Here is a 16,863-nt window from a genome sequence, read left to right on the forward strand (position 1 = left end):
ACGATGGCTTCCCAACCGATTGTCACGCCGGTTGCGCCGCGGGAATCTCCCGCGGTCGTCGAAGCGCTCGAAGTCGGCAAGCGCTTCGGCTCGCACGCCGCGCTGAAAGACGTCAGCCTGCGCGTGATGGCCGGCGAGTCGCATGCGCTTGTCGGGCGCAACGGCGCGGGAAAATCGACGCTCGTGTCGATTCTCACCGGCCTGCGCAAGTCCGACACCGGCGAGGTGCGTTTCGGCGGCGAGCCTGCGCCGCCGATCTCGGATCGCGATGCCTGGCGCGAGCGCGTCGCCTGCGTTTATCAGCATTCGACGATCATCCGCGAGCTGAGTGTCGCCGAGAACCTCTTCATCAACCGGCAGCCGTCGCGTGGCGGCATGATCGACTGGCACGCGATGCGCCGCGATGCGCGCGCGTTGCTCGACCACTGGAAGATCGACGTGCGCGAAGACGCGCGCGCCGGCGACCTGACGGTCGAAGCGCGGCAACTCGTCGAGATCGCGCGGGCGCTGTCGTATGGCGCGCGCTTCATCATCCTCGACGAACCGACCGCGCAGCTCGACGGCGACGAAATCAAGCGCCTGTTCCGGCGCATCGGCGAGTTGCAGCGCGAGGGCGTGACCTTCCTGTTCATCTCGCATCATCTGCAGGAGGTCTACGAAATCTGCCAGGCCGTGACGGTGCTGCGCGACGCGCGGCATATCGTGAGCGCGCCGGTATCCGCGCTGCCGCGCGAAAAGCTGATCGAAGCGATGACGGGTGAGCGCGGCGGGCTCGCGGTGACCGATGCGGCGTCGCGTGCCGCCTTGCCCGCCGATACCGCGGTTGCGCTGCAAGTCGAGAATCTCGCCGGCGCCGATTACGACGGCGTGTCGTTCGACCTCAAGCGCGGCGAGGTGGTCGGCCTGACCGGCGCGACCAGCAGCGGCCGCACGAGCGTCGCCGAGGCGATCGCGGGCCTGCGCGCGGCGAAGCGCGGCACGATCCGCGTCGACGGCAAGGTGCTGCCGCCCGGCGACGTGCCCGCCGCGCTTGCGCATGGCATCGGCTGCGTGCCGAAGGACCGGCATCACGAAGGGCTCGTGCTGTCGCAATCGGTTGCGGAAAACGCGTCGATGACGATTGCGCGCATGCTCGGCAAGTTCGGCATCGCGCCACCCGCGAAGAAGAACGCGTTCGGCCGCAAGATGATCGACGCGCTCGGCATCGTCGCACAGGGTCCCGAGCATGTCGTGTCGGGCCTCTCGGGCGGCAATCAGCAGAAGGTGGTGATGGCGCGCGCGCTCGCCACCGATCCCAATGTGCTCGTGCTGATCGACCCTACCGCGGGCGTCGACGTGAAATCGAAGGAAGCGCTGCTCTCGGTCGTCGACCGTGTGCGCGAAGAGGGCAAGGCCGTGCTGATCGTGTCCGGCGAACTCGACGATCTGCGCACCTGCGACCGCGTGCTCGTGATGTTCCGCGGCCGTGTCGCGGCCGAGTTTCCCGCTGGTTGGCAGGACCACGACCTGATCGCATCCGTTGAAGGAGTCAGTCTCCATGAAGAATAGTGTGCCCAGCCCCGCCTTCGGTGCGGCGGCTGCCTCGTCGCAGCAGAATGCGAGCGCAACGGGCGGCAAACGCGCCCGCTTCGAACTCGCGCGTCTGCGCGATCTGGCGCTCGTGCCCGCGCTCGCACTGCTGATCGTGATCGGCGCGTTCGTGAGCCCGAGCTTTCTGACGCGCGCGAATCTCATTAGCGTGCTCGGTGCGTCGGCGGCGCTCGCGCTCGTCGTGCTCGCGGAATCGCTGATCGTGCTGACCGGCAAGTTCGATCTCTCGCTCGAATCGACGGTCGGCATCGCGCCCGCAGTGGGCGCCATGCTCGTGATGCCGGCGGCGTCCGCGGGCTTCGGCACGCAGTGGCCCGCGGCGGCCGGACTGCTCGCGATCGTCGCGGTCGGCGCGGTGATCGGGCTGATCAACGGCTTTCTGGTGGTGCGTTTGCGGCTGAATGCATTCATCGTCACGCTGGCGATGCTGATCGTGCTGCGCGGCATGCTGGTCGGCGCGACCAAGGGCGGCACGCTGTTCGACATGCCGCCGTCGTTCTTCACGCTCGCGACCACGATCGTGTTCGGCCTGCCGCTCTCGGTGTGGCTCGCGGCGGCAGCGTTCGCGGTCGCCGCGTTCATGCTGCGCTATCACCGCCTCGGACGCGCGCTGTATGCGATCGGCGGCAATCCGGAAGCGGCGCGCGCGGCGGGTATTCGCGTCGAGCGCATCACGTGGGGCGTGTTCGTGCTCGGCAGCATGCTCGCTTCGCTCGGCGGCCTGATCGTGACCGGCTACGTCGGCGCGATCAACGCGAATCAGGGCAACGGCATGATCTTCACGGTGTTCGCGGCGGCCGTGATCGGCGGCATTTCGCTCGATGGCGGCAAGGGCACGATGCTCGGCGCGCTCTCCGGCGTGCTGCTGCTCGGCGTCGTGCAGAACCTGCTCACGCTGGCCCAGGTGCCGTCGTTCTGGATTCAGGCGATTTACGGCGCAATCATCCTCGGCTCGCTGATGGTCGCGCGCCTCGCGAGCGGCGAAGGCCAGAACTGATGCGCACGCCTGATGTGCACGTATTACGGAGAACTGCTTTGACGAGTCATTCATTGCCAACCGACCCGCGCCTGATCCTGCTCAGTCCCGCCGACAACTGCCTGATCGCGGCGGCGCGGCTCGCGGCGGGCACACAGATCGAGATCGAAGGCGAGCGCGTCACGCTCGCGAAGACCATCGAACTCGGCCACAAGGTCGCGCGTCGTGAACTTGCGAAAGACGACAAGGTGCTGCGCTACGGCGCGCCGATCGGTCACGTGACCGAAGCGGTGCCGCGCGGCGCGCATCTGCATACGCACAACCTCGCGAGCGACTACCTGCCGACTTACACGCACGACGCGGGCCACGAGTTCGTCCATCACTGACACGATCATGACTGACATTTCTTCTGTAGCAAGCGCCGCGCAGCAGCCGATGCTGCAAGGCTATCTGCGCAGCGACGGCCGCAAGGGCATCCGCAACGTGGTCGCGGTCGCCTATCTGGTCGAATGCGCGCACCACGTGGCGCGCGAAATCGTCGCGCAGTTTCGCGAACCGCTCGACGCGTTCGACAAACCCGCCGCCGAACGCGAGCCGCCCGTGCATCTGATCGGTTTTCCGGGCTGCTATCCGAACGGTTATGCCGAGAAGATGCTCGAGCAGTTGACCACGCATCCGAACGTCGGCGCGGTGCTGTTCGTGTCGCTCGGCTGCGAGAGCATGAACAAGCACTATCTCGCCGATCTCGTGCGCGCGAGCGGCCGTCCCGTCGAAGTGCTGACGATCCAGGAAAAGGGCGGCACGCGCAGCACGATTCAATATGGCGTCGACTGGATTCGCGGCGCGCGCGCGCAACTCGCCGCGCAGCGCAAGGTGCCGATGGCGCTCGCCGAACTCGTGGTCGCCACGATATGCGGCGGCTCGGACGGCACGAGCGGCATCACCGCGAACCCGGCCGTGGGCCGCGCGTTCGATCATCTGATCGACGCGGGCGCGACCTGCATCTTCGAGGAAACCGGCGAACTCGTGGGCTGCGAGTTCCATATGAAATCGCGCGCGGCGCGGCCCGAACTCGGCGATGAAATCGTCGCGTGCGTCGCGAAGGCGGCGCGCTACTACTCGATTCTCGGGCATGGCAGTTTCGCGGTCGGCAATGCGGACGGCGGCCTCACGACGCAGGAAGAAAAGTCGCTCGGCGCGTATGCGAAAAGCGGCGCGTCACCGATCGTCGGCATCGTCAAGCCGGGCGACGTGCCGCCGACCGGCGGCCTTTATCTGCTCGACGTGGTGCCCGACGGCGAGCCGCGCTTCGGCTTTCCGAACATCAGCGACAACGCGGAAATCGGCGAGCTGATCGCGTGCGGCGCGCATGTGATCCTGTTCACGACCGGGCGCGGCTCGGTGGTCGGCTCGGCGATCTCGCCGGTCATCAAGGTGTGCGCGAATCCGGCGACCTATCGCAATCTGTCCGGCGACATGGACGTCGACGCGGGCCGCATTCTCGAAGGCCGCGCCACGCTCGACGAAGTGGGCCGCGAAGTGTTCGAGCAGACGGTTGCGGTGTCGCGTGGCGCGGCGTCGAAATCGGAAGTGCTCGGGCATCAGGAATTCATCCTGACCTACAAGACGTTCGAGCCGGTCGGGCCCGCGTGCTTGCCGTCGAGTGCGGCGCCGCGTGCGGTCGTGACGCTCGCGCAGCATTGATCGGACTGCGGCCAGGTAACGCGGCAGGCAAGCGTATGGGCAAACGAAGCCCATGCGTGGTAAAACACTAGACACTAAAACATGAGACCGGAGTACGTGCTGAAGCACCCGCTCCGGCAGACAAGGAGACGCGCACCATGACGGCAACGATCGGATCGAGGATCGGGCAGCGGCGCCGCATCGGCCGCGGCTCGCTGCAAGTAAGCGGATTGAGTCTCGGCACGGCGCCGCTCGGCGGCCTGTACCACGACCTGTCCGACGAGGAAGCCCATGCGACCATCGCCGCGGCATGGGACGCAGGCGTGCGCTACTTCGACACCGCGCCGCACTACGGCAACACGAAGGCCGAGCATCGGCTCGGCGCCGCGTTGCGCCGCTATCCGCGCGGCGAGTACGTGCTCTCCACCAAGGTGGGGCGCCGCTTCGTGCCGCGCACCACGCCGTTCGACGACCGCGAAGGCTGGCAAAACCCGCTGCCGTTCGAAGCGATCTACGACTACACGCACGACGGCATTCTGCGTTCGTTCGAAGACAGCCAGCAGCGCCTCGGCATCATCGACATCGACATTCTGCTCGTGCACGACATCGGCCGTGTCACGCACGGCGAGCAGCATCCGCATTACTGGCGGCAACTGACCGAAGGCGGCGGCTTTCGCGCGCTGGACCGCCTGCGCTCGACCGGCGCGATCAAGGCGGTCGGCCTCGGCGTCAACGAAGGCGCTGTCATACTCGATGCGATGGCCGAGTTCGATATCGATTGCGCGTTGCTGGCGGGCCGTTATACGCTCCTCGAGCAGACCACCCTCGACGATCTGCTGCCCGCCTGCGAAGCGCGCGGCGTCAGCATCCTGTTAGGCGGCGCGTTCAACTCGGGCATTCTGGCGCGCGGTGTCGCGGGCGATCTGAAGTTCAATTACGGCGCCGCGCCGGCGGAAGTGATCGAGCGCGTCGCGCGCCTGGAGGCAGTGTGCCGCGCGCATAACGTGCCGCTCGCCGCCGCCGCGTTGCAGTTTCCGTATGCGCATCCGGCGGTCGCCACCGTGCTGACCGGCGCGCGCAGTGCCGACGAATTGCGCGAGAACGTCGCGTCGTTCGAGCAGCCGATCCCCGCGGCCTTGTGGTCCGCGTTGCGCGACGCCGGTCTGCTCGACGCGCGCGCGCCCGTACCGGAGGATTGACTGCACCATGCCGATCGACGCTCACCAGCACTATTGGGATCCCGCGCGAGGCGATTACGAGTGGCTCACGCCGGAGCTGAAAATTCTCTACCGGCCGTTCGGCCCGGCGGATCTGAAGCCGCTGCGCGAGCAGGCGGGCATCGAGCGGACGGTGGTCGTGCAGGCGGCGCCGACGCTCGACGAAACGCGCTATCTGCTGGAGATCGCGCGGCACGAGCCGTCGATCGCGGGCGTGGTCGGCTGGGTGCCGCTCCTGCTGCCGGATGCGCACGAGGTGATCGAGGCGCTCGCGCGCGAGCCGAAATTCAAGGGCGTGCGGCCGATGCTGCAAGACCTGCCCGATGACGGGTGGATCGCGAATCCCGATCTCGCACCGGCAATCGAAGCGCTGATCGCGCACGACCTCGCGTTCGATGCGCTGATCTACGCGCGCCATGTCGAGTACGTCGAAATCTTCGCGCAGCGTTTTCCGGCGCTGCGCATCGTCGTCGATCATGGCGCGAAGCCGCAGATCCGGTACGGTCAGGCGGGCTATCAGGTATGGGCCGATGCGATCACGCGCCTCGCGGCGCTGCCGCAGGTGCATTGCAAGCTCTCGGGCCTTGCGACCGAGGCCGCGCCCGGCTGGACCGAGGACACGCTGCGGCCTTACGTCGAGCATCTGTTGAATTCGTTCGGCCCCGCGCGGCTCATGTGGGGCAGCGACTGGCCGGTGCTCGAACTGAACGGCGACTATCTGCTCTGGCATTCGGTGGCGACCACGCTGCTCGCGTCGTTGAACGACGCCGAGCGCGACGCCGTATTCGGCGAGAACGCCGCTGCGTTTTACCGGCTCTGATTCCGGCAACCCAAGCTCTGGCAATTCAGGCAACTCTGCACGTTAGCAGCCCATCCAACTGGAGTCGTAGATGACACAAAGACTGGCCGGCAAAACGGCCCTGATCACCGCGGCGGGACAAGGCATCGGTCTCGCCACCGCCGAACTTTTCGCGCGCGAAGGCGCGCGCGTGATCGCCACCGACATCCGCATCGACGGACTCGCTGGCAAGCCGGTCGAGGCGCGCAAGCTCGACGTGCTCGACGGCGCGGCGATCACGGCGCTCGCCGCCGAACTCGGCCCGATCGACGTGCTGTTCAATTGCGCGGGCTTCGTGCACGCGGGCAACATCCTCGAATGCAGCGAGGAGGATTGGGACTTCGCGTTCGACCTCAACGCGAAGGCGATGTACCGTATGATTCGCGCGTTTTTGCCGGGCATGCTGGAGAAGGGCAGCGGCTCGGTCATCAACATGTCGTCGGCGGCGTCGAGCGTGAAGGGCGTGCCGAACCGCTTTGCGTACGGCGCCTCGAAGGCCGCGGTGATCGGGCTCACCAAGGCCGTCGCTGCGGACTTCGTCACGCGTGGTGTACGCTGTAACGCGATTTGCCCGGGCACGGTGTCCTCGCCGTCGCTCGAACAGCGAATCGCCGCTCAGGCTCAGGCGCAGGGCGCGACGCTCGACGCGGTGCAGGCCGCGTTCGTTGCGCGTCAGCCGATGGGCCGCGTCGGCAAGCCGGAAGAGATCGCCGCGCTGGCGCTGTATCTCGCGTCCGACGAATCGTCGTTCACGACGGGTCAGATCCACGTGATCGACGGCGGATGGTCGAACTGATTCTGATTGATTGACGAACCGAACACTACTGAACGTAAAGGGAAGTGCAACGATGAAACTGCTTCGTTATGGGCCGAAAGGCCAGGAAAAGCCGGGCCTGCTCGACGCGCAAGGCAAGATTCGCGACCTGTCGAAGGTGGTTGGCGATATCGACGGCGCGACGCTGAGCGATGAAAGCCTCGCAAAACTGCGCGCGCTCGATCCGGCGACGCTGCCGGTGGTCGAGGGCAATCCGCGCGTGGGTCCGTGCGTCGGCAAGATCGGCAAGTTCATCTGTATCGGCCTGAATTACGCGGATCACGCGGCGGAATCGAATCTGCCGGTGCCGGCCGAGCCGGTCATTTTCAACAAGTGGACGAGCGCGATCAGCGGCCCGAACGACGACATCGAAATTCCGCGCGGCTCGAAGAAGACCGACTGGGAAGTCGAACTCGGCGTCGTGATCGGCAAGCATGCCAAGTATGTCGACGAAGCGAATGCGCTCGACTACGTCGCCGGCTACTGCGTCATCAACGACGTGTCGGAGCGCGAATGGCAGATCGAGCGCGGCGGCACCTGGGACAAGGGCAAGGGCTTCGACACGTTCGGCCCGATCGGCCCGTGGGTCGTCACGCGCGACGAAGTTGCCGATCCGCAGAACCTGAACCTGTGGCTCGAAGTGGACGGCCACCGCTACCAGAACGGCAGCACGAAGACGATGGTGTTCGGCGTTGCGCAACTGGTCGCGTATGTGTCGCGGTGCATGAGCCTGCAACCGGGCGACGTGATCTCGACCGGCACGCCGCCGGGCGTCGGCATGGGCGTGAAGCCGAACCCGGTGTATCTGAAGCCGGGGCAGACGGTGCGTCTTGGTATTGAAGGTCTCGGCGAGCAGACGCAGAAGACTTACGCGGCGGAATGAATTGCGAGTGGCGCGCGTGCTGTGGGTCGTGCGTGCGCGGTTTGTGATTCGTGACTCGTGCTTTTGCTTGATGCGCTGATGTTTTTGTGAGCCGGCGCTTTGGCTGAGTTAGCCGGGCGTTGGACTTTATAAGCAGTGTTGCAATCGGAGAAGCCGTTCCCGTTTTTTGCGGGAACGGCTTTTTTGTTTGTCGCTTTTTTCTGTTTCATTAAAGGTAGCGGAGATTTTGGGCCGTCGCCCATGTACGGACAACCTGTCGCACGGTATTTATTCTGATCGCTGCTGATCCGGGCAGCGGCTTCAGATAGATCGTCGACACACCTATGTCCCTGTCCGTATTTGAGATGTGCTCCGTGGAACTGCGCTGTCAGAGACCACTGGGCGCCCGTTATGTCATCTGCGATGAGCAGCACTACAAGGCGTGCCTGAGAAAGGCCGCCGACCTCGAGAGGGCCAAAGCAGATACCCGGGAATTTCTCGGTATTGCCGGACTGAACCGTGGCGAGTGGGAGAAGGACGGGAATCTGGTCAGGAGTATCCAGAAGCGTGGCTGGCTGTGGTTGCATGGTGCTCGGGACCGCAACCCCGACACCGATGGCTGGTGGGTCATCGGTGCGCTTCTCGCCGAGGTGCGCAGGGGCTCGCTGCTTGCCATCAAAGGCCCTCGTGCTGACCTGTTTCCGCCACCCCACAGCACGCCGTTGAGGACTCTCCCGGCGAGCGCAGTCTATTTCCCGGACAGTGAACCCAGGCTGTCCGGCCGGTATGATCCGGGCACCCGGCAAAGCCGGTTGGTCGCTGCACGCGCGGCCACGTCTGGCGGCAGCGGCGGTGGTCTGCCCGATACGGCGGTCACCGGTGAGAGCGGCGCGAACGCGGATAGTGCAGATGGCAGCGGTCTGGCCGACGATGGGGACACCTCAACGCTGCTCGGCGACGTGCATCCGTTCGAGTATAGGGAGGACCTGCCGGATGGCGACGCGATGGAACTCGCGGGCGGCGAGGGGACGCCACGCAACAACCAGACGCAGAACAAACAGTTCAAAGCCGTGGTGAGGGTGTTACGGTTGAACCAGGATCAGGCGCGGCAGTTGCACGATGAGATCAGTAAACAGGGGCTCGGCTATCACGAGATGTTGGAGCGCGGGCGCGATTTGTTTGGAGAGGGGAATGATTGACACCACAGCACAGATCATGCAACGGCTTGCCGTGCTCGTCGGTCTTGACGTGAGTTGGGTCAGCCATGCGGGAGATATGCTCACCATGCAGTTTGGCCTGCAAAGGCGGTACACGCTTAGGGGTAGGGAACGTGAGGATGGGGCGTGGGCGCTGCATGTGCAATGCGCCTGGCAGATCGAGTGGAAAGGCGACACCGTAGCGACCCGGGAAGATTTGCGTGGGCCAGATGAAAAGGCGCACGACACGGTGAGGCGCTTGCACGAAATACTCGTGGGGCAAGGGCCTATCAAGGTCGAAGACGTATCAGCAGACGACGCGGGCGGCATAGCCGTTTCGTTCTCGCGAGAGTATCGGCTTGTGGTGGTCCCGGACGGTGTTGAAGAAGACGAAGACTGGCGCTTCTTCGCGCCGGGCGTCGATGCGGTCCATTTTGTGATAGAGGGCGGGACTGTCGCTCCTGAATCGTTCGACTGAAAAGCAAATGCCGACCTTCGCGAGTCGGTTTTTTTGCGTCTGCCTTGAGGGCGGTATGGGTGGTATCGGACGAACCTGGCGCGCAACGAGGCCCCCAGTCAGCAATTCATATTCCTCGCGCGCCAGTTTTCCGCTCTCCCTCGCCGCTGCCAAAAGTCTCGGTGAAACCCTCACGCCTCCGCGACATATCCGAAATCCAGACAGACTGCATAAGCACTCCGTTGTCCTGAAAAGGCCGATACCCCCTACGCCGCCAAACTCCCGGGCGGTGACAGGCAGTGAAACAGGAGACGGATGAACGTGCTCATCCGCAGCGCCGCCAGGGATACCCCTGATTCCGGACGTCGCTCGCCGATTGCTACCATTCGTCCGACCTATGTTGTCTAGACAACTTCACACCTCTGGGCTGGCGCAACTCGCCTGAGTCAGCGCACAACCTATCGCAGTGGAAACCCATGAAAAACCTGCAGCGTCATCTGAACGCACGGCACATCCGCTTTCTCGCACTTGGCTCCGCGATTGGCACAGGGCTTTTTTACGGCTCGGCCTCGGCGATCCAGCTCGCGGGCCCGGCCGTGATCCTTGCATACCTGCTTAGCGGCGCTGCCGTCTACATGGTGATGCGCGCTCTCGGCGAAATGGCCGTGCATCAACCAGTGGCCGGTTCGTTCGGCCATTACGCGACGGAAAATCTCGGGCCATTCGCCGGGTTCGTGACCGGCTGGACCTACACGCTCGAGATGGTGATCGTCGCGATTGCCGACATCACGGCTTTCGGCATCTATATGGGATTCTGGTTTCCGGGCGTACCGCAATGGATCTGGGTCCTCGCGATCGTCGTGATCATCTGCGGGCTCAACCTGTGTCACGTGAAGGTGTTCGGCGAAATGGAATTCTGGCTGTCGATCATCAAGGTCGTTGCGATCGTCGCGATGATCGGTGGCGGCGTCGCCATCCTCGGCACCGGCATGCATCTGGGCGGCGGCACCACGCCTGCGCTGTCGAACCTGTGGAGCCACGGCGGTTTTATGCCGAACGGTGTCGGCGGGCTCATCGCGTCGCTGTCGGTCGTGATCTTCGCGTATGGCGGCATCGAAGTGATCGGAATGAGCGCGGGTGAGGCGAAGAATCCGGAACAGGTGATTCCGCGCGCGATCAACACGGTGCCCGCACGTATCCTGCTGTTCTACGTGCTGACCATGGTCGTGCTGATGTCGATCTTCCCGTGGACGGGTGTCGGCGGCAACGGCAGCCCGTTCGTGCAGATCTTTTCCGCGCTCGGTGTGAAGTCGGCCGCGACGATCCTGAATCTCGTCGTGATCACCGCGGCGATTTCGGCGATCAACAGTGACATCTTCGGCGCGGGCCGAATGATGTTCGGCATGGCACAGCAGGGTCAGGCGCCGCTCGTCCTGACTGCAACCTCGCGGCACGGCGCGCCTTGGGTCACGGTGCTGGTCATGGCGGGCGCGCTGCTCGTCGGCGTGCTGCTCAACTACCTGATGCCGAAGGACGTGTTCCTGGTGGTCGCTTCGATAGCGACGTTCGCGACAGTCTGGGTGTGGCTCATGATTCTGCTGTCGCAGATTGCAATGCGCCGCCGGCTGTCGCGCGCCGAAGTCGCGGCGCTGAAATTCCGTGTGCCGTTCTGGCCGGTCGCGCCCGCGCTGACGGTGGCATTCATGGGATTCGTGATTGTGATGCTCGGGTGGTTTGAAGATACGCGTGTTGCGCTCTATGTCGGCGCGATCTGGCTTGCGCTGCTTGCCGTGGTGTTCTATGTGCGGATACGTCCGAAATTTGCGGCTGCATCCCGCCAGGCAGAGGCCGGCTCGCTATGAGGAATTGAATAAGTACTCACACCCTTCCCGTCATTCGACGGGGAGGGTGTCGCGCATATATTGACGAATATCGCCAGATCGCGTGCCTTCTCATTCCCTGCCGCCCGGCACATCCCCCTCGTTCTCCCCAATCCGGTTAACTGTCCCCTGCGCGACCGCCACGAGCTTTTCGCGGTTGCCATCCACTGCATACACGCTGCACTGGCAGGTCGCCTGATGCCGTCCCGCATGGACCACGCTCGCGCGCGCGAGCAGCATGCCGTTCATCGCCGGGCGCAGATAGTTGATCTTGTATTCGCCGGTCACGACCTTCGGGCCGAGCGACAGCGCGCCCGCGAACGTTAGCGCGTTGTCGGCGAGATAGCTGATGACGCCGCCATGCACGAAGCCATGCTGCTGCCTCAGTTCGTCGCGAATCGGCAGACAGAGGGTGAGTTCGTTGTTGCCGACGTGCGTCAATTCCGCGCCAAGCAGCATGCTGAACGGCTGGGCGTGCAGTGCGCCGCGCGCCCGGTCGAGAAGGTCAGTCATCGTGGTTCCTTCGGAGAAGGCCCGTGTGGGCATCCGCAGTGGTGTGCTTCGTGCGGTCCCTACCCACTCTAGGAAGCGTGGCTGCACTGCGTCAAGGTGATTCGGCAAAATGCGCGCGGCATTGTTGCGCAAAAAGAATCCAATCACGATGATCGCCGACGAACAGCCGATATCGGCCGCTGTTTGCTGATATTGGTCTCAAGTCGGTCTCAAGTCGCGCGCCGACCTGCCGTAAACCCTGGTGTAGCCCCCGCCATCCTTTGCTCTCCAGGTGTCCACGATGTTCAGCAAGATCAAGGTCGCATCCGGCCTCTTATGTGTTCTGGCCGCGTTCTGCGTATTCCAGCTCGTCACGGTGGGCCTCGGTTTCTGGTCGTTGACCCGCACGCACGACGACGTGGGCGAACTGTCGAACATTGCGCTCACGCAGGTGGACGCGGTCAACCAGACGACGCAGCGCCTCATGGATGCGCGCATCAACCTGTCGCGCGCCGGCACGCGCATGGTGCGCGGCGGCGCGGAGCCGACGGACATCGTGCAGCATGCGCGCGAGCAGCTTGTCGCCGCCGATCAGTCGTTCGCGGCGTTCATGAGCGCGCGCAAGACCAGCGACGAAAACAACGCGCGCGCCACCGCACTTGCCGGGCGGTACAAGACGCTGCACGACGCGCTCGGCGAACTCGCGCAGTATCTCGACTCGAACGACATCCAGGCCTTCCTCGATCAGCCGACCCAGTCGTTTCAGGACGCCTATCTCGCGGAATCGCATAACTTCGTGCAATTCGGCGACGCCGCGAGCCGCGCCTCGCTCGATTCGATCGATGCGCGCATGGCGGCGTTTCGCATCGTCAGTATCGTGATCCTGGTCGCGCTCGTGGCCGGCACCTTCGCGGTCTACACGGTGCTGCGCCGCGGCGTGGTGGCGCCGCTCGAAGAGGTGGGCCGCCACTTCGAGCGCATCGCGCAAGGGCGCCTCGATCAGCCGATCGCCGCGCGCGGCACCAACGAAATCGGCCGGCTGTTCTCGGGGCTCGCGACGATGCAGGCGAGCGTCGCGCGCACCGTGCAGACCGTGCGCGAATCGGCGGATTCGATCCATATCGGCGCCGATGAAATCGCGACCGGCAACGCCGATCTGTCGGCGCGCACTGAAAACCAGGCAGCTTCGCTCGAAGAAACCGCATCGAGCATGGAAGAGTTGACGGCCACCGTGCGCCAGAACGCCGGCCATGCGCGCGAAGCGAACGCGCTCGCCGAGACCGCGCTCGACGCGACCTCGCGCGGCAGTGAAGTGGTCAACCAGGTGGTCGACAAGATGCGCGGCATTGCGCAGAGTTCGGACAAGATCGCCGAGATCATTTCGGTGATCGACGGCATTGCGTTCCAGACGAACATTCTCGCGCTGAACGCAGCCGTCGAAGCGGCGCGTGCGGGCGAGCAGGGCCGTGGCTTCGCGGTCGTGGCGGGCGAGGTGCGCGGGCTCGCGCAGCGCAGCGCGCAATCGGCGAAGGAAATCAAGACGCTGATCAGCGAGTCGGTTGCCGAGATTCAGGGCGGCTCGACGCTCGTCGAGCGCGCCGGCGAAGCGATGAGCCACGTGTCCACGTCGATTTTGCGCGTCACGCAGATGATGGCGGAGATCAGCGCGTCGTCGCTCGAGCAGAGTACCGGCATCGAGCAGGTGAACCAGGCGGTCGTGCAGATGGACGAGATGACGCAGCAGAACGCGGCGCTCGTCGAACAGGCTGCTGCTGCGGCGGCTTCACTGCATCAGCAGACTCAGCAATTGAAGCAGGCGGTATCGGTGTTCGAAATTTCGGAAACTGTGTTGCGTACGCAACACCCCGGCGCAATGCAGGCGGTGAATGCGGAATTCGGATTAACCACAATGCATGCGATTTAATGCGGCGGCGCTAAAAAAGCATGCATCGAAAAGATGCATCAGAAAAGCCCAAAAAGAAAATGGCTCGCGCAAGGCGAGCCATTTTGCATTAGATGCGGGGCCTGAAAAGGCGCCTATGTGCGCAATCTAAGCCGGTCTATGAAGTACCTGGAAGTACTTAGATCGACTGGATGTTCGCAGCCTGCTTGCCCTTCGGGCCTTGCTTGACTTCGAACGACACCTTCTGGTTTTCCTGCAGGGACTTGAAGCCCGAGGACTGGATTTCCGAGAAGTGCGCAAACAGGTCTTCACCGCCGTCGTCCGGCGTAATGAAACCAAAGCCCTTTGCATCGTTAAACCACTTAACAGTACCTGTTGCCATTTTTGATCCAATAAATGTTGTGTGTTGCATTCGCGTTCGTTATTCCTCGACATGAGGCGAAGCGCGAGGGGAGAGTTGTATCACGTCTTTATGACAGACGCCAATCAACCTGCATTCGGGTATTCCCCGGTTTTGACGTTTTTTCGACGTTTGCACCGCTGCCGGAAGGTATTTCTTGTCGCCAGGGTAAACCAGCGGCAGTGCCTTCCGGACAAATTTTGGACAAAGGACCGGCGCATTTCTCCGCCAGGGCGATGGTTTTCTGTCGGTTCGTTCGACCTGCTATCTTCCGGCATCCGCCTTTAAATCCCCCTCAAAATCTGCTTAAGGCTGTGCTTTGGGTTCCTCGGCCGCGGGCAGCGCGGCATAGGCGGTGGCGAGGTGATACGGCGTGGTGGACGGCATGTCCGCGCGTGCGACTTCGCCTTCGGGTGTCTTGCACTCGAACCAGCCGCGCGGATGCAAAAAGCGTTGCTCGAAGAGCGCAATCTGGCGCGGCAGCGCGGCGTGCGCGGCCGGGTCGTCGTGGCAGGCGAGCGCGCGCAGATATTCCGTTTGCGCCCAGATCCGCTGGGTCGCGTCCTTGACGTTGCCGGCTTCGTCGAGCGATGCGCACACGGCGCCACTATCCGGGTCCACGCCGTGCTGCTGCGCGAAGGTAAAGGCGCGCGCGAGCGCTTCGGCAAGCCCGGTTCCGTCGAGCAGGCCGCCCGCCTGCCTGACGAGCCAGAACCACTCGAACTGATGCCCCGGCTCCAGGCGGTTGCCGCCCGCGCCGATCGGCAATTCGGCGATGCAGCCACTCGGCGCATGCACGAAGTGCCGCGCGACCGCGCCGGCAAGGCGGCGCAGCGCGGCGCCGAAGGCGTTGTCGCGCGTCGCTTCGCAGGCGGCGAGCCAGGCTTCGGTCAGGTGCATCAGCGGATTTTGCAGCGGCGTGCCGGTGACCTTCGCGAAGTCGACGGTGAGCGCGGCGTTGAACAGATCGTCGTCGGCCGCGAAGTTCGACTGGATCAGCGCCGACGTGCTGTGCACGATTTCCAGCGCGTCGTGGCTGCCGGTGCGCCGGCCGTATTCGGCGCAGGCGAACACGACGAATGCGTGCGTGTAGAGGTCCTTGGTGGTGTCGAGCGGCGCGCCGAGCGCGTCGACGCTGTAGAACCATCCGCCGTGGTCAGTGTCCTGAAAGATGTGCTTCAACGAATCGAACAGCACGTGCGCATGCTCGAAGTCGCCTGCCTGTGAGAAGGTGAACAACTGTCGCGCGCACGCCATCGCCCGATAGCGTTGCGCGGGCAGCGGCCGATGATCGTCGGCGCTGAGCGCTTCGTACGGCAGTTTCAATGCGGTGTTGAAGCCGGGCCCGCGCCACATCGGCAGCACCACGTTCGCGAAGTGCTCGCGCAGCGCGGTCGCGCCGGCGGTGGCCGAGGTGGGGGAAGGGGGCGTGCTTGGCATAGTCGAATGGGTTCAGGCGCGGTGTGCGCGAGGTGCAGGGTGTCGAAGCGGAAGCGGCATTCAGGGCGGCGGGTCCAGGTTGCGGGTCAGGATTGCAATTCACGGTTCAGGGTTGCAATGCAAGGCCGTAATTCGAGGCTACGGTTCCTGGCCACATTTCCGGGCCGTATTTCCAAAGGCGCCTTTCCAGGGGCGCGGCGGTGTGCGGCCTAGCATAATGCAAACGCCTTGCGCTGACACGTTAGCTCGATCATCTGTAATGCTCGACGCATATGCGGCGCAAGAGGCGCAAGAGGCGTATGCAGTACATGCGGCACATGCTGCATGCGCCGCGCGCAAAGCCAGGCGCGCATGCCGCGACAACCCCCCGGCTCATTTCACAAATAAGGAGGAACAACAATGCTGGGCAATCTCGAACTCATCTCCCGTCTCGTGTTGGCCGCAGCGCTCGGCAGCGTGATCGGCTTCGAGCGCGAGCGGCTTTCGTGGGCGGCGGGATTGCGTACGCACATGCTGGTCTGCGTGGGGTCGGCGCTCATCATGATCGTGTCGGCGTATGGCTTCGCCGAAGTGCTGCAGGGCGAACACGTCGTGCTCGATCCGTCGCGGATGGCCGCCCAGGTGGTGTCGGGCATCGGCTTTCTCGGCGCGGGTTCGATCCTGTTGCGCGGCGAGATCGTGCGCGGGCTGACCACCGCGGCGAGCCTGTGGTCGGTCGCCGCAATCGGGCTCGCGGTCGGCGGCGGACTGTACACGGCGTCGATCGCGGCGACCATCATCATCCTGATCATCCTTGCCGGCATCAAGCCGCTGGAGCGGCGCTTCATCACGGTCAAGCAGCGGCGCCAGCTGACGATGATCGTCGAGCGCGGCGCGTTGACGTTTCACTCGCTGCACGACGAACTCGGCGCCGCGAGCCCGCGTGTCAAGCAGTTCGTGATGCAGCAGAGCGACGACGCGCCCGAGTGCGACGAGGTGCTGATTACGCTGCATCGCGTGTCGAGTGTGGAATACGAGTCGATCTGCGAGCGCTTGCGGCAGTTGCCCGGCGTCAGACAGTTCCGCCAGGACGACGCGGCGTCGTGAAGCGAGGCAGTGGCGGATCGGCACAAATT

General features: G+C 64.2%; 16 protein-coding genes. 13 read left to right on the forward strand and 3 right to left on the reverse strand.

Annotation, left to right across the window (positions count from 1 at the left end; all coding sequences use genetic code 11):
• The first annotated feature begins 3 nt into the window (after positions 1-3).
• The 11 genes from B9Z01_RS26750 to B9Z01_RS26800 all read left to right on the forward strand — a co-directional run bounded on the left by B9Z01_RS26750 (position 4) and on the right by B9Z01_RS26800 (position 11,495).
• The gene (locus B9Z01_RS26750; protein WP_085488604.1) at positions 4-1,548 is read left to right on the forward strand and encodes a sugar ABC transporter ATP-binding protein; all 1,545 of its coding nucleotides are present in this window, start codon (positions 4-6) and stop codon (positions 1,546-1,548) included.
• Positions 1,538-2,587, forward strand: a complete 1,050-nt coding sequence (locus tag B9Z01_RS26755) for an ABC transporter permease (protein ID WP_085488564.1) — start codon at positions 1,538-1,540, stop codon at positions 2,585-2,587. Before B9Z01_RS26750 ends, B9Z01_RS26755 begins: the two co-directional genes overlap by 11 nt.
• Positions 2,587-2,952, forward strand: coding sequence for a UxaA family hydrolase (locus B9Z01_RS26760; protein ID WP_085488565.1), 366 nt, complete (start codon positions 2,587-2,589; stop codon positions 2,950-2,952). The genes B9Z01_RS26755 and B9Z01_RS26760 overlap by 1 nt, the downstream gene beginning before the upstream one ends.
• Positions 2,953-2,959: 7 nt before the next feature.
• On the forward strand, positions 2,960-4,270 hold the full coding sequence (locus B9Z01_RS26765) for a UxaA family hydrolase (protein WP_085488566.1): 1,311 nt from the start codon (positions 2,960-2,962) through the stop codon (positions 4,268-4,270).
• A gap of 137 nt (positions 4,271-4,407) precedes the next feature.
• Entirely contained in the window at positions 4,408-5,448 is a 1,041-nt protein-coding gene (locus B9Z01_RS26770; protein WP_085488567.1) for an aldo/keto reductase, read from the forward strand.
• Positions 5,449-5,455: 7 nt separating this feature from the next.
• Positions 5,456-6,286 (forward strand): amidohydrolase family protein, encoded by an 831-nt coding sequence (locus B9Z01_RS26775; protein ID WP_085488568.1) that lies wholly within the window; start codon positions 5,456-5,458, stop codon positions 6,284-6,286.
• A gap of 70 nt (positions 6,287-6,356) precedes the next feature.
• A complete protein-coding gene (locus B9Z01_RS26780) occupies positions 6,357-7,100 on the forward strand; it encodes an SDR family oxidoreductase (RefSeq protein ID WP_085488569.1) in 744 nt (247 codons plus the stop codon).
• Between the two features lie 52 nt (positions 7,101-7,152).
• Entirely contained in the window at positions 7,153-8,001 is an 849-nt protein-coding gene (locus B9Z01_RS26785) for an ureidoglycolate lyase (protein ID WP_085488570.1), read from the forward strand.
• Between the two features lie 323 nt (positions 8,002-8,324).
• Positions 8,325-9,179 (forward strand): hypothetical protein, encoded by an 855-nt coding sequence (locus B9Z01_RS26790; RefSeq protein ID WP_085488571.1) that lies wholly within the window; start codon positions 8,325-8,327, stop codon positions 9,177-9,179.
• Entirely contained in the window at positions 9,172-9,654 is a 483-nt protein-coding gene (locus tag B9Z01_RS26795) for a hypothetical protein (RefSeq protein ID WP_085488572.1), read from the forward strand. The genes B9Z01_RS26790 and B9Z01_RS26795 overlap by 8 nt, the downstream gene beginning before the upstream one ends.
• A gap of 455 nt (positions 9,655-10,109) precedes the next feature.
• The gene (locus B9Z01_RS26800; RefSeq protein WP_085488573.1) at positions 10,110-11,495 is read left to right on the forward strand and encodes an amino acid permease; all 1,386 of its coding nucleotides are present in this window, start codon (positions 10,110-10,112) and stop codon (positions 11,493-11,495) included.
• 90 nt (positions 11,496-11,585) lie between these two features.
• Here the strand turns inward: B9Z01_RS26800 and B9Z01_RS26805 are convergent, their stop codons facing one another.
• A complete protein-coding gene (locus B9Z01_RS26805; protein ID WP_085488574.1) occupies positions 11,586-12,026 on the reverse strand; it encodes a PaaI family thioesterase in 441 nt (146 codons plus the stop codon).
• A gap of 280 nt (positions 12,027-12,306) precedes the next feature.
• Here B9Z01_RS26805 and B9Z01_RS26810 point away from each other — a divergent pair, with 280 nt between their 5' ends.
• Positions 12,307-13,929: a methyl-accepting chemotaxis protein gene (locus B9Z01_RS26810; RefSeq protein ID WP_085488575.1), complete on the forward strand. Its 1,623-nt coding sequence runs from the start codon at positions 12,307-12,309 to the stop codon at positions 13,927-13,929.
• A 157-nt stretch (positions 13,930-14,086) separates the two neighbouring features.
• Here the strand turns inward: B9Z01_RS26810 and B9Z01_RS26815 are convergent, their stop codons facing one another.
• Complete coding sequence (locus B9Z01_RS26815; protein ID WP_085488605.1) at positions 14,087-14,290, reverse strand: cold-shock protein; 204 nt, start codon at positions 14,288-14,290, stop codon at positions 14,087-14,089.
• Between the two features lie 324 nt (positions 14,291-14,614).
• Positions 14,615-15,748 (reverse strand): AGE family epimerase/isomerase, encoded by a 1,134-nt coding sequence (locus B9Z01_RS26820; protein ID WP_085488576.1) that lies wholly within the window; start codon positions 15,746-15,748, stop codon positions 14,615-14,617.
• A gap of 399 nt (positions 15,749-16,147) precedes the next feature.
• Between B9Z01_RS26820 and B9Z01_RS26825 the strand changes: the two genes are divergently transcribed.
• Positions 16,148-16,834, forward strand: coding sequence for an MgtC/SapB family protein (locus B9Z01_RS26825; RefSeq protein WP_085488577.1), 687 nt, complete (start codon positions 16,148-16,150; stop codon positions 16,832-16,834).
• Positions 16,835-16,863: the final 29 nt, after the last annotated feature.

It is taken from the genome of Paraburkholderia susongensis, assembly GCF_900177725.1.
Lineage (GTDB): Bacteria > Pseudomonadota > Gammaproteobacteria > Burkholderiales > Burkholderiaceae > Paraburkholderia > Paraburkholderia susongensis.

What these genes read in the sequence shown, in the direction of transcription:
- B9Z01_RS26815 (WP_085488605.1), bottom strand. Translation starts at nt 14,290, where the DNA reads ATGGCAACAGGTACTGTTAAGTGGTTTAACGATGCAAAGGGCTTTGGT.
- B9Z01_RS26780 (WP_085488569.1), top strand. Translation starts at nt 6,357, where the DNA reads ATGACACAAAGACTGGCCGGCAAAACGGCCCTGATCACCGCGGCGGGA.
- B9Z01_RS26805 (WP_085488574.1), bottom strand. Translation starts at nt 12,026, where the DNA reads ATGACTGACCTTCTCGACCGGGCGCGCGGCGCACTGCACGCCCAGCCG.
- B9Z01_RS26810 (WP_085488575.1), top strand. Translation starts at nt 12,307, where the DNA reads ATGTTCAGCAAGATCAAGGTCGCATCCGGCCTCTTATGTGTTCTGGCC.
- B9Z01_RS26770 (WP_085488567.1), top strand. Translation starts at nt 4,408, where the DNA reads ATGACGGCAACGATCGGATCGAGGATCGGGCAGCGGCGCCGCATCGGC.
- B9Z01_RS26755 (WP_085488564.1), top strand. Translation starts at nt 1,538, where the DNA reads ATGAAGAATAGTGTGCCCAGCCCCGCCTTCGGTGCGGCGGCTGCCTCG.
- B9Z01_RS26760 (WP_085488565.1), top strand. Translation starts at nt 2,587, where the DNA reads ATGCGCACGCCTGATGTGCACGTATTACGGAGAACTGCTTTGACGAGT.
- B9Z01_RS26820 (WP_085488576.1), bottom strand. Translation starts at nt 15,748, where the DNA reads ATGCCAAGCACGCCCCCTTCCCCCACCTCGGCCACCGCCGGCGCGACC.
- B9Z01_RS26800 (WP_085488573.1), top strand. Translation starts at nt 10,110, where the DNA reads ATGAAAAACCTGCAGCGTCATCTGAACGCACGGCACATCCGCTTTCTC.
- B9Z01_RS26750 (WP_085488604.1), top strand. Translation starts at nt 4, where the DNA reads ATGGCTTCCCAACCGATTGTCACGCCGGTTGCGCCGCGGGAATCTCCC.
- B9Z01_RS26790 (WP_085488571.1), top strand. Translation starts at nt 8,325, where the DNA reads ATGTCCCTGTCCGTATTTGAGATGTGCTCCGTGGAACTGCGCTGTCAG.
- B9Z01_RS26775 (WP_085488568.1), top strand. Translation starts at nt 5,456, where the DNA reads ATGCCGATCGACGCTCACCAGCACTATTGGGATCCCGCGCGAGGCGAT.
- B9Z01_RS26765 (WP_085488566.1), top strand. Translation starts at nt 2,960, where the DNA reads ATGACTGACATTTCTTCTGTAGCAAGCGCCGCGCAGCAGCCGATGCTG.
- B9Z01_RS26825 (WP_085488577.1), top strand. Translation starts at nt 16,148, where the DNA reads ATGCTGGGCAATCTCGAACTCATCTCCCGTCTCGTGTTGGCCGCAGCG.
- B9Z01_RS26785 (WP_085488570.1), top strand. Translation starts at nt 7,153, where the DNA reads ATGAAACTGCTTCGTTATGGGCCGAAAGGCCAGGAAAAGCCGGGCCTG.
- B9Z01_RS26795 (WP_085488572.1), top strand. Translation starts at nt 9,172, where the DNA reads ATGATTGACACCACAGCACAGATCATGCAACGGCTTGCCGTGCTCGTC.